This is a genomic window from Pelovirga sp. C15f (genome assembly GCF_057178085.1).
Genome location: NZ_JBXUCV010000006.1, coordinates 87,466 through 102,406 on the forward strand (window position 1 = coordinate 87,466; position 14,941 = coordinate 102,406).

The window sequence follows — 14,941 nt, forward strand, 5'->3', positions numbered from 1 at the left end:
TGTATGTATACTGTATACAATTTGCATACTCAAAGTGGAGATCTTTATGAAGAATAAGCATATGGAGCGGCACCAGACCCTGCGGGAAAAAATTCTCGAAACCATCCGTGAGGCCATCCTTAAAGGGCAGCTTAAGCCGGGGGAGAAGGTTGCCGAACCCGAGTTGGCAGAGCGCTTTGGAATCAGTCGAACCCCCATCCGCGAAGCTTTCAGGCAGTTGGAGTCCGAAGGCTACCTGACCGTCATTCCGCGCAAAGGAGCGGTTGTTGCCGCCCTGTCGGAGCGCGATGTTCAGGAATTTTATGCCATCAAAAGTATCCTTGAAGGCTATGCAGCATCTCTTGCGGCCTGCAACCTGACGGACAAGGAACTTGAACGCCTGGAGACAGTTAACAGCAAATTGCGGAGCCTGGCAGAAGAGGGTGATGTCCGGTCTTTTTATCGTGTTCATAATGAGTTTCATGAAATTTTCCTCAAGGCCGCTGACAACAGCAAGCTGTACGAGTTAATTCACCAACTGGGGATGAAATTCAACCGTTTACGCATGGCGTCCTTATCGGTCAACGGGCGGATGGACATCTCTGTGGATGAGCACGAGAAGCTGCTTGATGCGTTTCGCAGCAAGGATCCTGAGGCAGCTGAAAATCTGGTAAAGAAAACAGCGCTAATCGGCAGTAAGGTTCTGCTTGAGAGTATGATGAACAATCGTGCGGGAGAAGATGCCGCCAACCTTCCATAGGAAACCATGGGCAGACTAGCAGCCAGAGCGCCCCCGACGGCCATGCCATCGGGGGCGCTCTGGTATCAAAGGTATTGATCAATGCCGCTCTTAAAATCGGTCAACTGCAGGTTGAACGCTTCCTGCCATCCTGTACTGCTGCAGATGTTTTCTTCAAGAAGCATGGTGAGCTGGTCCCGGGTCATGGGAAACGGGCGAAAATGCTGGAAAACGGAAACCAAAGGCTTCATTAGAAATAAGGGATGATGCAACTTAACCACGGATCTGGAACGTCCCAGGGCGTGACCGATGAGATCAAGAATCTGATCGTAGGAGAACTGCTCCGGTCCACAACAATGATAGGTTTGATGAATTGTATCCTTACGCTCAAGGGCCTGAACAAAACTGCATGCGACATCGCTAACATGGACCGGTTGCAAGCGGTAACGGCCATCCCCCATCACCGGAACCACCGGCAGGGTTCTTAACAGACCGGCAAGCATGTTAACAAACAGATCATCGGGTCCAAAGATGAGCGATGGTCGGAAAATTGTCCAGTCCGGATCAGCTGCCCGCAGCGCCTGTTCAGCTGCCCATTTGGTGCGATGGTAACCGGTTACCGCATCAGCGCGGGTACCGTTAGCACTCATTTGAAGGTAGCGCCTGATGCCGGTTTCTTGTGCCAGGCGGATCAGATTCTGGGTGGTTTGGGTGTGCAGCAGGTCAAAGGTGATGTTTTTAGCTGGAAACTCACGAATAATGCCGACCAGGTTGATAATGGCATCACAGTCCCGGGCGGCACCACTCAGGGTTGCGTAGTTGGTAGTGTCTCCGATCACCGTCTCTACCTCGGATGGCAGAGATTTGCCACTTGCACGAACCAGCACCCTGACCTGATGACCCTGCCGGAGTAATTCGCCGATCACTTGACGGCCGACAAAGCCGGTACCACCAGTTAAAAAAACGCGCATATAAAAGGTCCTTTGAGATCCATAAAGTTACATGCCAGACTAGCATGGAACCTGGAGCAAAGGGTACTGCTTCCCGTCGGTAAAGACACGCATCCGAGCGTGATCGCGGTCAAATCAAAAAAATCAACAGAATCCAGTGCATTGTCTCCCGCAGTTGTTGCGATCAATGGGACTTTGGGCTATATTGACTGGATAATAAAGCGTATAATAACGTTATTTTATTCGGCCAAGCCTCGATTTGTCTGATACAATCGGGCACATCAAAACCTGAAAACGGGGAGAGAATTAATGAGTAATTTGACTGCTGCGGAGCTGGGACTGAAAAGCGTCGGCAAGGTTTTTCATAACTTGAGTTATGAGGACCTGTATGAGCACGAAGAAAAAAATCAGGAAGGCAAGCTTTCCGCAAACGGTACCATGATGGTTGATACCGGTAAATTCACCGGCCGTTCACCCAAGGACAAATATTTTGTCAAACAGGACCCGTCCAAGCAGAACATCGCCTGGGGCACGATTAACCAGCGGATCTCGGTTGATTTTTTTGATGAACTCTACAACAAGGTTATTAATTACCTGTCCGGTAAAGATGTTTATGTGACCGACGGCTACTCCGGAGCAAACCCCACAACCCGACGCCAGGTTCGCTTTGTGACCGAGATTGCCTGGCAGTCCCACTTTGTTAAAAACATGTTTATTCGTCCCGATAATGCCGGCCTGGAGAATTTTGCGCCCGATTTTACAGTTTACAATGCTGCCGGCTACAGCAATAAACGTTGGGAAGAGATGGGCTTGAATTCCGATGTTTTTGTCATTTTCAACATTGAAAAACGAGTCGCCATCATTGGGGGCACCTGGTACGGTGGAGAAATGAAAAAGGGGATCTTCACCATGATGAACTACTGGTTGCCCCTCAACAAGATTTTATCCATGCACTGCAGTGCCAACGTCGGGAAACAGGGGGATGTCTGTCTCTTTTTCGGTTTGTCAGGCACCGGCAAAACCACCTTGTCGACCGACGCGTCGCGTAAACTGATTGGTGATGACGAACATGGATGGGACAATGAGGGTATCTTCAACTTCGAAGGGGGCTGTTACGCCAAATGTATCGATCTTTCGCCGGCAAGTGAACCCGAGATTTTCAACGCCATCCGCCGCGATGCCCTGCTGGAAAACGTGGTGTATGATGAAGATGGTATTATCGATTACACCAGCAAGGAGAAAACCGAAAACACCCGTGTCTCCTATCCCATTCACCATATCGACAATTTCGAGCCGACATTGCGTGCCGGGCACCCGAAAAACATCATCTTTTTGACCTGCGATGCCTTTGGCGTCTTGCCGCCGGTATCGAAACTGACCAAAGAACAGGCCATGTACTATTTCCTCTCCGGCTATACCGCCAAGGTCGCCGGCACTGAGCGCGGGGTCACAGAGCCGACAGCAGCATTTTCTGCATGCTTTGGTGAAGCCTTCCTCCCCTTGCATCCGACGGCCTATGCCAAGTTACTGGGTGAGAAGATGGAAAAGCACAATGTCAATGCCTACCTGGTCAACACCGGCTGGGTTGGTGGTGGTTATGGTGTTGGCGAGCGGATGAGCATCAAGGCCACCAGGGCCTGTATCAATGCCATCCTCGATGGCAGTATTCTCAAGGCTGAATTTGATCAGACCCGTTTTTTCAAACTGAGCATCCCCAAAGAGCTGCCGGGCGTAGATACCAAGCTGCTGAATCCACGCAATTCCTGGGTAGATCAGGACGCCTTTGATCGAACTGCCAACAAGCTGGCGGGCATGTTTATTCAGAACTTTAAAAAATATATCGATGAAGACAATCACGATTTCGATTTTACCAAGGCGGGCCCGCAGGTGTAAGCCCACACATCCCTTCATTGCAGCGATAGACAACAACGGCCAGCGTCAGCTGGCCGTTGTTGTTTGTGCAAACTGATGACTTGACTTATTATAAAAGAAAAATAATAATTAAAAACTTAGAAATCTAGGTGTAAGCATATGGGTAAAGCCAACAATATCGGCAGCGGTGAATTCGAATTGATCCGCTGGATAAAGGAGCAGGCGGGCAGTTGTTCCCCGTTGCTGGGTGGTATCGGTGATGATTGTGCCATCGATCAGTTGCCGGGTGACCAGCTGTTGCTGACCAGTAACGATCTGTTGATTGAAGATATCCATTTTAAACGCGCCTGGACCAGTATGTTTGATCTGGGGCGCAAATCAGTGGCGGTGAATCTCAGTGACATCGCCGCCATGGGAGGAAAGCCACGGGCCCTGTATCTGGGGCTTGGACGCTCAAAACGGCAGACAGAAGCGGATCTTAAGGACTTTATTCGAGGAGTTATTCACGAAGCAAAGCAGTATGATGTCGTTCTCGCCGGCGGTGACACCTGTGGCTCACCGGGTCCCTTGATGATTTCGGTGACCGTCCAGGGGCTGGCGCCTGCAGGTAAAGCGGTGACGCGTCAGGGAGCGGTCTGTGGTGATGCTATCTACGTTTCCGGAACCCTTGGTGATAGTGCTCTGGCGCTGCAACTGCTGCAGGCCGGGCAAACACCGCCGCCGGACCTGGCGCTGCGCTTTCATACCCCCAGCGCCAGGATTGATGTGGGACACTATGTGAGCGAAAAGGAACTGGCAACAGCGATGCTTGATATCTCTGATGGTCTGCTGGCTGATTTGAATCATCTGCTGACAGCTTCCGGGGTCGGTGCCGAGCTGACACTCGCGGCCCTGCCCTTGTCGGAGACCTTTCGCGGCGCATTGGAGCAGAATCCAGCCTTGATCGATCTGGCATTGGCTGGTGGTGAAGATTACGAGTTGCTGTTCAGCTCTTCGCGCCATAATCTCGAGCAGCTGGCTTTACCCGCTCCCGGGGTGGTGAAGATTGGTCATATCAGGGCCGGAACCGGGATCATCATAAGACAGGACAATGGCGATATCTATCAATGCCGGCAACGGGGGTTTGACCATTTTGCTGCAAGCTGACCCCTCCCCGCCCGACCAGGTTGATGCTGCCAGTCCCCGCAGTCCCCTGATTGGTGAGGAATTTCCCGATGAAGCTTATGCTGACATTGCTACTGTCCTGAAAAAACAGCAGAACTTTGATCTGACAAGTTACAAGTCGGTGAATATGAAGCGTCGGTTGGCAGCCTATCTGCGTTCCTGTGGGTGTGCCGATCCACTTCAGTACAGTGCTGAACTGGCAGATAGGGCAGATGAACAAAAACGGCTGATTGCCGCTATGGGCATTCATGTTTCGCATTTTTTTCGCAATCCCAGCACCTTTTCAGCCCTCGAAAAACGTATTTTGCCGGAAGTGCTGCGCATGTCGCGGCGTCAGAACAGCAAACTGAGGATCTGGAGTGTTGGTTGTGCCCTTGGTGAAGAACCCTACTCGGTTGCGTTGCTGCTAAAAGAAATGCTGCAACCAGGCGATCAGTTTGCGATTGTCGGCACGGATCTAAGCCCGGATGCCTTAAAGAGGGCAAAAAATGGTTATTATCCGGAAGATCGTCTTAAAGAGGTGCCGCCGGAAATGCTGGTGAAATACTTTAGCGCACAAACCCAGCGCTATCAGATCAATGAAGAGATCCGTCAGCTGGTGCAATTCTTTCGTCATGACATTATCTCTGAGGAGATATTTTACCGCGCGGATTTGATACTGTGTCGCAACCTGTTGATTTATTTTTCCAGAGATAAACAGCAGCAGGTCATTAAGTTGCTGGCAGGCGCCCTGTCACCCGGTGGTTATCTGGTCCTCGGACGAGCAGAAACCCTGGCTCCTGATTGTCGTAACCTGTTCTTCTGTGTTGATCCGGCGGAGCGGATTTATCGACGAACGGTTGATCTGTAACATCCGTGGTTAAACTGTAGAACAAATGAAAACTCGTAGTTGTCAAGGTGGAGGAAAAATATGCGTGTAGAGATCAGTTATAAATTTGTTATCGGCTTCATTTTTGTGGTGGCGTCGGTTGTGCTGCTGAATATGCTGGTTCCAAAACTGGATGCCCCCGAATGGACGCATCAACTCATCACTGTGATCGGTGCCCTGCTGGTCGGTCTGATCTTTGGCTGGCTTTTTTCACGGGCCTTTACCGCCAATATCAAGATTCTTACCGATGGCGCTGATCGCCTCAGCCACGGTGATTTAAGCCGAAAAGTACGATTGCACAAAGGGTTGTTAAGCGACGAAACAGAAGATCTGTCCAATTCCCTGAATCTGGTTGTCGACAGTCTGCGTAACCTGGTTGGCCAGATTCGCGGCAGTGCCCTGAATGTCAATGAATCCTCCATGGCGCTGGCGACTACCTCCGAGGAAATGACGGCAACCGCACACGAAGTTGCCGGCTCGATTGAGCAGATCAGTCGCGGTGCCGAAACCCAGGCGGAGATGGTTGAGCGGGTGTCACGGGTGGTGCGCGAAATGGCCGAGCAGATTGAGCTGGTGGCCGGCTCGTCCGGTAAATTGACGGAATCAGCGGAGGAAACAACCCTCTCTGCTCGTGAAGGGGAAGGTTTGACCAGCAAGGCCCTGGATAACATGAAGCAGGTGCTCAGTCAGATTGAAGAGAACGGCGCCATGATCGTTGATTTCAGTGAGCAGGTCCAAAAGATCGGTTCTATTATCGATGTCATCACCGGCATTGCTCAGAAAACCAATCTGCTGGCCCTTAATGCCACGATTGAAGCGGCTCGCGCTGGGGAATACGGTCATGGTTTTGCGGTCGTTGCTGAAGAGGTCAGCAAGCTTGCGGACAGTACCAGCAATTCTGCGGCTGAGATTACCCGGCTGATTGAAAAAACCCGCGAGCAGAGCCACAAGGTTCAGATGTCCATGGCCCAGAGTGTCAAATCGATCGATGCCGGCCGCGAAGCGGTAGATGTTACCGGCAATGCCTTCAAATCAATCATCTCCAAGGCGGAGGCAGCGCAGGAGCGCTCCATCGATATCCGTGACCTCACCGAGAAGCAGAGCCGCGGTGCGCAAGCTATTGTTGAAGCCATCGAAGAGATTGCCCGGGTCGCTGAAGATAACGCTGCATCGACGGAAGAGGTGTCTGCGGCAACCGAAGAACAGACCGCGTCGATGGAGGAAATGTCCTTTGCCTCACAGCGCCTGTCGCGCCTGGCCGAGGAGTTGCTGACATCGGTGCGACGTTTTAATCTGGGCAGTGACCATGAACGGACGGCACAATGATTCAATTGCTCCCCTTTGAGGTTGGCAACGAAATCTATGCGCTGGAACTGATTGATATCCAGGAGATTGTCGAAACGCCCCATCTGCATCCCTTCCCTGCTGCGCCGTCAACAGTCAGTGGTGCTATTGCTTTCCATGGGCGCATCGTACCGGTGGTAGATCTGCCTCGGTTGCTGGGTTTTGACGGTCTTCAGGGGAGCCCTCGCATCATTGTGCTGACCAACCAGCATGGCCCTTTCGCCCTCGCGGTTGATCGCCTGCTACCGTTGATCGGGCTGGACAAGAGCTTTGTCAAAGATGATGAAGCGGGGACAAAAGAGTCCGCAGTCCGCAGCCTGTTCGCCTGGAAGAACAATATGATCAGTCTGCTCGATGTCAACTATGTCGTGGCAGCGATAGAAACAACATGTACCAACTGAGGAGACAGATATGCCCGGACGCGTTCTGGTTGTTGATGACGCGCTTTTTATGCGCAAGATGCTGATTGATATTTTTTCCCAGGCGGGATGGGAGATTGTGGGAGAAGCTGAAAACGGGGAACAGGCGGTGGCTCTATATCAGCAGCAGCGCCCGGATCTGGTCACCATGGATATCGTGATGCCGGTTATGGGCGGGATTGAAGCACTAAAAGAAATCCTGCAGCTGGAGTCGCAGGCGCGGGTTGTTGTTTGCAGCGCATTGGGGCAGAAACATCTGATCCTCGATGCGATCACAGCCGGAGCCCGGGACTTTATTGTCAAGCCGTTTCAGAGTGATCAGGTTCTGGAAGTTGCCGAACGGGTTGTGGCGGGCTGATCCTGTTGTCTAAAACCACTGGATAAAAAAGATGGATAAAGAAAAATACCGCAACATGTATCTGGTTGAAGCGGCAGAGCATCTGCAGGCTATGTCCGAGATACTGCTGCGCCTTGACAGCGATCCGGAAAACCATCAGGAGATCGATGCCCTGTTCCGTGAGGCCCACTCCATCAAGGGCATGGCTGCGACGATGGAATATGTCGAAACCGCCCGCCTGGCCCATCGTCTCGAAGATGATCTCGATCTGTGTCGTAAGCGCGGTTCTGTCAACACCGCAGAAATTGATCAGTTGCTGGCAGGAGTCGACCTGCTGGAGGCCCTGCATGATGATATCACTCAAGGGCGCGACGAGCGCAGTGTTGAGTCGTATCTGCAGATGCAGACCTTAAGGGTGCGATCCGATTTTCCTGTGAATCAGGCGCAGCCGGAAAAAGAAGAGGGTAGCCGGACTGGTGCTGCTGAGCCTGTCCTGTTACAGATGGCCCTGGCTGAAAGGGTCCCGGTAACCGCCCCACGATTGCTGGTGCTGCTGAAGAAGTGCAGTGATTTCGGCACCGTGCTGAAGTCCTGGCCGTCTCTCGAACAGATTATGAACGATAAGGTGGACGGGCGTTTGCTGGTGCAGTTGCGCCCCCGACTGGCACTGCAAGATATTCATGCGCAGCTGGCAAAATATAGTGAGGTCGAGGAAATTTCTTTTCCCAAGCCGAAGCCCAACAGCGGCAACCAAGCGCGTCCATCCAAGAGCGCCAGCGTTCGGGTCAGTACCGAGCGTCTTGATCATCTGATTAATCTGACCGGCGAATTGATTACCATCCGTTATCAGTTGCAGAGTGCCCTTAAACAACAGCACTGGTCTGATCTGGACGATGGTGTCGGCCAATTGTCACGCCTGGTCAAGAACCTTCATCATCAGGTATTGCAAGTGCGAATGGTGTCACTGCGGGCGCTGTTTTCCCGGTTGTCACGTCTTGTTCACGATCTGGCACGCAGCAGTGCAAAGAAAATCGAGCTACAGACCGACGGTGCCGATATTGAAATAGATCGGGCAATTGTTGAAGAACTGGTTGATCCATTGACACATATGGTGCGCAATGCCGTAGATCATGGCTTCAGGGATAAAGAGCAGGGTGTCATCAGTCTTAGAGCCTGGCGCGATCGGGATCAGGTTCTGGTTCAAGTGGCAGATGATGGCAGCGGGATTGATCCGCAGACCATTCGTCGTATCGCCCGGGAGCGTGGACTCTTGAGCAGCGCCCAGGTTAAGACGGTCCGTGATTATGATCTGTATCAGCTGATCTGCCAGCCCGGTTTTTCGACCGCCGACACCGTCACCGGTATTTCCGGTCGTGGTGTTGGTATGGACGTTGTCAAGACCGCGATAGAAGGGATTGGCGGCCTGGTGTTGATCGATTCGACCCCGGGTGAAGGTACCAGTATCACCCTTAAGCTGCCGCTGTCGCTGGCGATTATCCGCGTGCTGTTGATTGAATCGGATGGCGTGCGGATGGCCATTCCGATTACGCGGGTGATCCAGGCGGTTGAAGTCAGTCCGGCGGAAATCCACAGCAGCGGTAAGCAGCTGATGGTTCAATATCAGGAGGCTTTTATTCCGCTGCTCTCTCTGCGGAAAATACTTAAACAACCGAAGGGCGCGAAAAATGATTCATTGCCCCTGGTAGTGACAGAGGTCATGGGGCGTCGAATCGGCCTGGTTGTTGATCGTCTGATCGGTCAGCAGGAAGTCTTTGTCCAGCGCCTGGGGCACCCCTTTGATCAGATCCCGGGGTGTGCCGGCGGAACCATTCTGGGTAATGGGCAAGTGGTTTTTTTGCTGGATTTACAATCCCTGCTTGAGCGCCGAAAAAAAGGAGTATGATGATTGCCGGCCATGCAATTACATTATCCACGGACAGTCGTCTGATCGAGGCCGGGATACGCTCTGCCCTGGTAAGCCTCGGGCAGATGCTGCCGCGGGGCGGGCCGGTACTGAAAAGTCAGGATTTTATCCCCTCCTCTGCTGCTGCCCGTTCCTGCCTGCAACAGCTGCGCTGCGAGGGCGCCGAGGTGACCTTGAGCCTGTCCGGCAGAATTTCCGGGACCTTTATCCTCGCGCTGGATAAGAAGGCTGCGCAGCACCTGATCGCCGCTCTGACCGGAGAAGGCGTGACCACACCGTTTTTCAATGATATTGGCCGTTCGGCATTAAAGGAAGCAGGTAATATCGTTGCTTCAGCTTTTCTCGGGGCACTCGAATCATTGTGTGGCCGAGGTGGCCTGCCCGGAGTTCCTGATCTGCACCTGGGCGACCCGTGTCATGCAGGGCCTGGAGCAACAGCAGAAAGCCACCAGATGTATGCGTTGCCGCTGTTTATTATCGCTCCAGCAGCTGGGCCGGATGCCGCCAGGGGGGGCGTTTTTATCAGCCTGCACAGCGACGACAGCACCAAGACTTTCCCTGACGTGTGATGGTGCGCGCAGGAAAGAAAAAAGTGCTAATATGACGGAATTGTTTATTAAAGGAGAACTCTCAATATGAAGTTGTTGGTGCTGTTGTTTTCGTGGCTGCTACTGGTCGCTGGGGCCGTACCTGCCATAGCGGACGAAGAACTAACCAATGTTCTCGCGGCGTTGGAAACACCCTTCAGGGTAACGACCCCGGCGACGCAACAGATACGCGATTTTTCCGCCGATTTTGTCCAGTTATCAACGGTTGTTGCTATTGATCGCGTGCAGCGCGGTGCAGGCCAGGTATGGTTCAAGTTTCCTCCTGAAACCCGGGGCAGTTCAGCAATGCCCATGTTTCGTTGGGATTATCAGCTGCCTAATGAACAGCAGATTCTGTCCGATGGCACCAGCCTGTGGGTGTATGTACCCGAAAACCGTCAGGTGATTGTCAGCCAGGTTGGTGAAATTGAGGATGAATATGGTGACAACCCGGCGGCTTTTTTTACTGGCCTGGGGAATCTGGCGCAGAACTTTGACATCGCCTGGGGCAAGAGTCGCCGGGACGAAAACGGGCAATATATCCTATTGCTGACACCGAAGCGGCCATCGCAATTTTTCAAGCAGATCGAGGTGGTCGTCAATCAGCAGGCGGTAGCGGCGCTCCAGGGGGGCAACTCTCAGGTGTTTCCCCTGGTGGCAACCCAGGTGACCGATCCGCAGGATAACCTCACCCGGATCACTTTTGTTGATGTGCGCTGGAACCTCGATCCCGCTGATAGCGAGTTTGTGTTTGAGGTGCCTGAAGGGGTGGAGCAACTGTCACCTGCTGCGCAGATGCCCGGTTTTTGAGAACCATGTTTAGGGCGTGAACCGCCGGTTCTAATGGTTGTTGAAACTGTCCTGACCAGTCAACAACAACATTAAAGACTAAGTCGCGGGGTCGCGGCCCCGCCCGCCGCCATACTTTTGGCAAACGCTCCGAAAAGTCAGCAAAAAGAGCTTTCCACCGGTGTGGAGCGACTTGTAGAGAGATCGATGCGGCATTAAAGCTATGAAAAAACAAAAAACCTTATGAGAAGATGACTTATAGCAAAACTGTTAAGAACTTATGTGAAGTGTTCGGGGTGTTTTTGGCCTTGGTGAATGATATGATGCGGTATCACGACGATGATGATCGCATTCCCTTTTAATATCTACAACGAATCTGTCTATTCAAGATCCAGCTCAAGTTGCTGCAGGATCATCTCCTCACCGGCGGTTACGTCGACATCGGCAACCCCACACACGGGGCAGATAAAACGCCTGTCTTTGATCGCTCCCTGGTAACCACAGTTGCAGCGGATCAGCACCTCCTGCTTTTCAACCACCAGCTCCGCCTGCTCGGCAACAGTGCCGCGTTTACACACGTGGAACGCCTCTGCCAACAGCTCGGCAACCACGCCGGACATCTCGCCAACCCGCACCACCACTTTGGTGGCGGAGCCGGCATTGTGTTTACGGACGTTGGCTTCAACCAGATCAAGCAACGACGAAACAATTGAAAATTCGTGCATCAGCAGATCCTCGGCAGAATTTCTCCGGACGGATATTCCATCCGGCGTCTGGTGCCGTAGGCGGAATGCAGCTGCACCACTGGTTGCTGGTGCGCCACTTCCACTGTACCGACCAACGCCGCTTGCGGATGTCCGTGGCGGTGAAGCAGGTCAATCACGGCAGCACTGTCCCGTGGCGTGACGGCAAGGACGAACACCCCCTCGCAGGCAAGAACGTAGGGATCAATCCCGAGGATTTCAGCAAAGCCGCGCACCTCGGAGCTGACCGGAATATCGTCCTGACGCAAGATAAAGGACAGTCCGGTCTGCTGGGCCCATTCGTTAAATACGGCGCTGATCCCGCCACGGGTGGCGTCACGCATGGCATGGATGCCGAGCCCTGCTTCCAGTAAAGGTGCAATCGCCGGCCACAGGCTGCAGCAGTCGGACGTCAGACCCTTGATGGCGATCTCTTCACGGGCGGCAAAGATACAGGCGCCGTGGCGAGCGATATCCCCGGAAATAATCACCTGGTCTCCCGCTGCGATACGGCGGGTATTGCAATCACTGACGATGCTGCCGAAACCGGTGGTGTTGATCATCAGCTGATCGATGGCACCGCGCGGCACCACCTTGGTGTCACCGGCAATCACCTGCGCGCCGCTGACGCGCAGTTCTTCCTTCATGCTCTTGACAACACTGGATAGCGTGTTCATTTTTAAGCCTTCTTCAATAATAAAAGCGACCGTCAGGTATTCCGGGCGGGCACCGCGCATAGCGACATCATTGAGGGTTCCGGCGACTGCCAGCTTGCCGATGTCGCCGCCGGGGAAAAACAGGGGGCTGACGGTAAAGCTGTCGGTGCTGACGGCCAGCGCGCCGCCATCGATCCGGGCCGCATCTTCACAACCGGCAAGAATCGGGTTGTCAAAAGCGACAAAGAACAGTTCCCGAATCAGTTCCTGGTTTTCCAGACCACCCGATCCGTGGGCCAGCTCGATGGTGTCCATCAGCAAGCCCTCCGGTACTTGTAGTAAGCAGCGCACGCACCTTCGTTACTGACCATGCAACTCCCTTGCGGATTCTGCGGGGTACAGCCGTCGGCAAACAGGGGGCAGTCGGTCGGCTGGGCCAGCCCCATCAGAATGGAACCGCACAAACAGTTACCGGGTTTTTCTTCTGTTGGTGGCGGGCAGGATTGGGAAAACTGTATCTCGGCGTCACGTTCGGCATAAGTATCGCGGAGTTTCAATGCCGAACCCGGGATGCGGCCGATGCCGCGCCAGAGAAAATCATCGTCGGGTTCAAAATATTTTTCAACCAGTTGTCGGGCTTTACGATTGCCGGCGGTTTTGACGAAACGGCTGTAGGCGTTATCCACCTCAGCGCGTCCGTCGTTGACCTGATTGATAATCCGTAGAACGGCGTCCAGCAGATCAACCGGCTCAAAGCCGGCAATCACCACCGGTGCCTGGTGTTTTTCCGCCAGGCACCGGTATTGCTCGGCACCGGCCATGACACTGACATGTCCGGGTGCAATAAAAGCATCAATGGCTCCACCCCCGGCCAGAATCAGTTCCATTGCCTGTGGCACCAGCACGTGGTTGCTGTGAATATACAGATTGGATAGCTGCCGAGCAAATGCCTGTTCCAGCAGCAGGGCGGTCATGGGGGTGGTGGTTTCAAAGCCGATAGCAAAATAGATAACGGTTTTATCGGGGTTTTGGGCGGCAATGGTAAGGCAGTCAAGCGGAGAATAAAGATAGCGGACATCGGCACCGGCAGCGCGGGTTTGCTGCAGGGAAACACCACCACTGCCCGGAACACGGATCATGTCGCCCAGGGTGACCAGAATGGTGTCGGGCCGCCGGGCCAGGTTGATCGCCGCATCAATCCGGTGTTGCGGCAGGACGCAGACCGGGCACCCCGGTCCGTGAACCAGGCGAATGCTGTCAGGCAGCAGTTGATCCAGACCGTACTGGAGGATGGCGTGGGTATGGCCACCGCAGACTTCCATGATCCGCAGGGGTTGTTTCAGGTGGGAGGCTTGCTGCCCGATTTGACCGGCAAAGGCACAAATCGCAGCGGTATCGCGCACCATCTGCAGCAGGGTGTCAGCCGCCGGCATTCAGTTCTCCGTCCTGCAGCTGTAGAATCTCCTGATACATGTCGAGGGTCTTTTGGGCCTCATCGGCATCGATGCGACTGATGGCCAGTCCGACATGCACCAACACCCAGTCGCCAACAGCAAGCTCTTCGTCAACCAGGGAAAAATTCGCTTCACGCGATACCCCCATGGTATCGATCTCTCCCATGCAGGTATCGCGATCAATACTGATAATTTTTGATGGAATGGCCAGACACATAGGTGTTACCCCCTTACCTTTCGTTAAGCCCCAGAGTCGGGATATCTTCTCTTGCGGGAAAAACTCGGCTGACGCCTCAAACAGTCCCCGCTGCTTTCAAATATCCCGACTCTGGAGCTGTCGTCACGACTTTTTATTACATCAATCCGCTAATCGGAAACTTTTCGACAAGGAGTTCGGATCTTCAGTAAGCCACGTTATTGCTGCAATTCCTGCCACAACTCACTGATCCCCTCCCCTGTTTTCGCCGAGGTCAACAGCACCCTGGCGTGATGGTTAATCTGGAGGATTTCCTGTTTGCAGCGCTCCACGTTGAAATCAAAGTGCGGCAGCAGATCGGTCTTGGTTAAAACGACAATATCCGCCACCCGAATCATGACCGGGTACTTGATCGGCTTGTCGTCCCCTTCCGGAATAGACACGGCAACCACATTCTTCCGGGTGCCCAGAGCAAACTTGCTCGGGCAGACCAGGTTGCCGACATTTTCGATAAACAGGGTTCTCACCCCCTCCAGCGACACCCCGATCAGGGCTTCAGCCACCATCGAAGCAGACAGGTGACAGGCACTACCGGTGGTGATCTGTTGGGCTTTGACACCTTTGGTATTAATCCGGTCGGCATCGCGATTGGTAGCCAGATCCCCTTCAAGGACTGCCAGCTCAGTCAGCTTGTCGGCGGGATATTGATCGATCAGGGCCTCAAGCAGGGCGGTTTTGCCGCTGCCGGGAGACCCCATCAGGTTGATGCCGCGAATCCCCAGATGATCGAGACGCTTGCGGATATGGCCGGCGAGGTGATCGTTGTTGCTGAGCAGGTTCTGCTGTGGTTCAACAACAATCCTGGTGCTGTCTTGCTGCTGGCTGCGGCCGGAAGATTCTTCACACATGGTGTCTCCTTA

General features: G+C 53.5%; 16 protein-coding genes. 10 read left to right on the forward strand and 6 right to left on the reverse strand.

The features are described from left to right. Positions 1-46: 46 nt before the first annotated feature. Entirely contained in the window at positions 47-739 is a 693-nt protein-coding gene (locus AC1931_RS12945; RefSeq protein ID WP_483877694.1) for a GntR family transcriptional regulator, read from the forward strand. A 65-nt stretch (positions 740-804) separates the two neighbouring features. Here the strand turns inward: AC1931_RS12945 and AC1931_RS12950 are convergent, their stop codons facing one another. Continuing rightward, complete coding sequence (locus AC1931_RS12950) at positions 805-1,689, reverse strand: complex I NDUFA9 subunit family protein (RefSeq protein ID WP_483877695.1); 885 nt, start codon at positions 1,687-1,689, stop codon at positions 805-807. A gap of 288 nt (positions 1,690-1,977) precedes the next feature. Here AC1931_RS12950 and pckA point away from each other — a divergent pair, with 288 nt between their 5' ends. From pckA to AC1931_RS12995, 9 genes are all read left to right on the forward strand, one after another. Then, complete coding sequence (pckA, locus tag AC1931_RS12955; protein ID WP_483877696.1) at positions 1,978-3,561, forward strand: phosphoenolpyruvate carboxykinase (ATP); 1,584 nt, start codon at positions 1,978-1,980, stop codon at positions 3,559-3,561. Positions 3,562-3,699: 138 nt separating this feature from the next. After that, positions 3,700-4,686 (forward strand): thiamine-phosphate kinase, encoded by a 987-nt coding sequence (gene thiL / locus AC1931_RS12960; RefSeq protein ID WP_483877697.1) that lies wholly within the window; start codon positions 3,700-3,702, stop codon positions 4,684-4,686. Beyond that, entirely contained in the window at positions 4,631-5,554 is a 924-nt protein-coding gene (locus tag AC1931_RS12965) for a CheR family methyltransferase (RefSeq protein WP_483877698.1), read from the forward strand. The genes thiL and AC1931_RS12965 overlap by 56 nt, the downstream gene beginning before the upstream one ends. 60 nt (positions 5,555-5,614) lie before the next feature. Then, positions 5,615-6,898: a methyl-accepting chemotaxis protein gene (locus tag AC1931_RS12970; protein ID WP_483877699.1), complete on the forward strand. Its 1,284-nt coding sequence runs from the start codon at positions 5,615-5,617 to the stop codon at positions 6,896-6,898. Then, positions 6,895-7,317 (forward strand): chemotaxis protein CheW, encoded by a 423-nt coding sequence (locus AC1931_RS12975; protein ID WP_483877700.1) that lies wholly within the window; start codon positions 6,895-6,897, stop codon positions 7,315-7,317. The genes AC1931_RS12970 and AC1931_RS12975 overlap by 4 nt, the downstream gene beginning before the upstream one ends. Positions 7,318-7,327: 10 nt before the next feature. Next, positions 7,328-7,693, forward strand: coding sequence for a response regulator (locus AC1931_RS12980; protein ID WP_483877701.1), 366 nt, complete (start codon positions 7,328-7,330; stop codon positions 7,691-7,693). Positions 7,694-7,724: 31 nt separating this feature from the next. Continuing rightward, the gene (locus AC1931_RS12985; protein ID WP_483877702.1) at positions 7,725-9,575 is read left to right on the forward strand and encodes a chemotaxis protein CheA; all 1,851 of its coding nucleotides are present in this window, start codon (positions 7,725-7,727) and stop codon (positions 9,573-9,575) included. Next, a complete protein-coding gene (locus AC1931_RS12990) occupies positions 9,572-10,165 on the forward strand; it encodes a hypothetical protein (protein ID WP_483877703.1) in 594 nt (197 codons plus the stop codon). The genes AC1931_RS12985 and AC1931_RS12990 overlap by 4 nt, the downstream gene beginning before the upstream one ends. Before the next feature lie 66 nt (positions 10,166-10,231). Further along, positions 10,232-10,993: a LolA family protein gene (locus AC1931_RS12995; protein ID WP_483877704.1), complete on the forward strand. Its 762-nt coding sequence runs from the start codon at positions 10,232-10,234 to the stop codon at positions 10,991-10,993. Between the two features lie 359 nt (positions 10,994-11,352). On the opposite strand, the gene AC1931_RS13000 is transcribed toward AC1931_RS12995, so the two are convergent. The 5 genes from AC1931_RS13000 to hypB all read right to left on the reverse strand — a co-directional run bounded on the left by AC1931_RS13000 (position 11,353) and on the right by hypB (position 14,929). Continuing rightward, positions 11,353-11,697 carry a hydrogenase maturation nickel metallochaperone HypA/HybF gene (locus AC1931_RS13000; protein WP_483877705.1) on the reverse strand — a complete coding sequence of 115 codons (345 nt, stop codon included), beginning with the start codon at positions 11,695-11,697 and terminating at the stop codon, positions 11,353-11,355. Further along, on the reverse strand, positions 11,697-12,686 hold the full coding sequence (gene hypE, locus AC1931_RS13005; RefSeq protein ID WP_483877706.1) for a hydrogenase expression/formation protein HypE: 990 nt from the start codon (positions 12,684-12,686) through the stop codon (positions 11,697-11,699). The genes AC1931_RS13000 and hypE overlap by 1 nt, the downstream gene beginning before the upstream one ends. Next, complete coding sequence (gene hypD, locus AC1931_RS13010; RefSeq protein WP_483877707.1) at positions 12,686-13,804, reverse strand: hydrogenase formation protein HypD; 1,119 nt, start codon at positions 13,802-13,804, stop codon at positions 12,686-12,688. The genes hypE and hypD overlap by 1 nt, the downstream gene beginning before the upstream one ends. Next, positions 13,791-14,042, reverse strand: a complete 252-nt coding sequence (locus AC1931_RS13015; protein ID WP_483877708.1) for a HypC/HybG/HupF family hydrogenase formation chaperone — start codon at positions 14,040-14,042, stop codon at positions 13,791-13,793. Before AC1931_RS13015 ends, hypD begins: the two co-directional genes overlap by 14 nt. A gap of 197 nt (positions 14,043-14,239) precedes the next feature. Next, positions 14,240-14,929: a hydrogenase nickel incorporation protein HypB gene (gene hypB, locus AC1931_RS13020; protein WP_483877709.1), complete on the reverse strand. Its 690-nt coding sequence runs from the start codon at positions 14,927-14,929 to the stop codon at positions 14,240-14,242. Positions 14,930-14,941 lie beyond the last annotated feature (12 nt).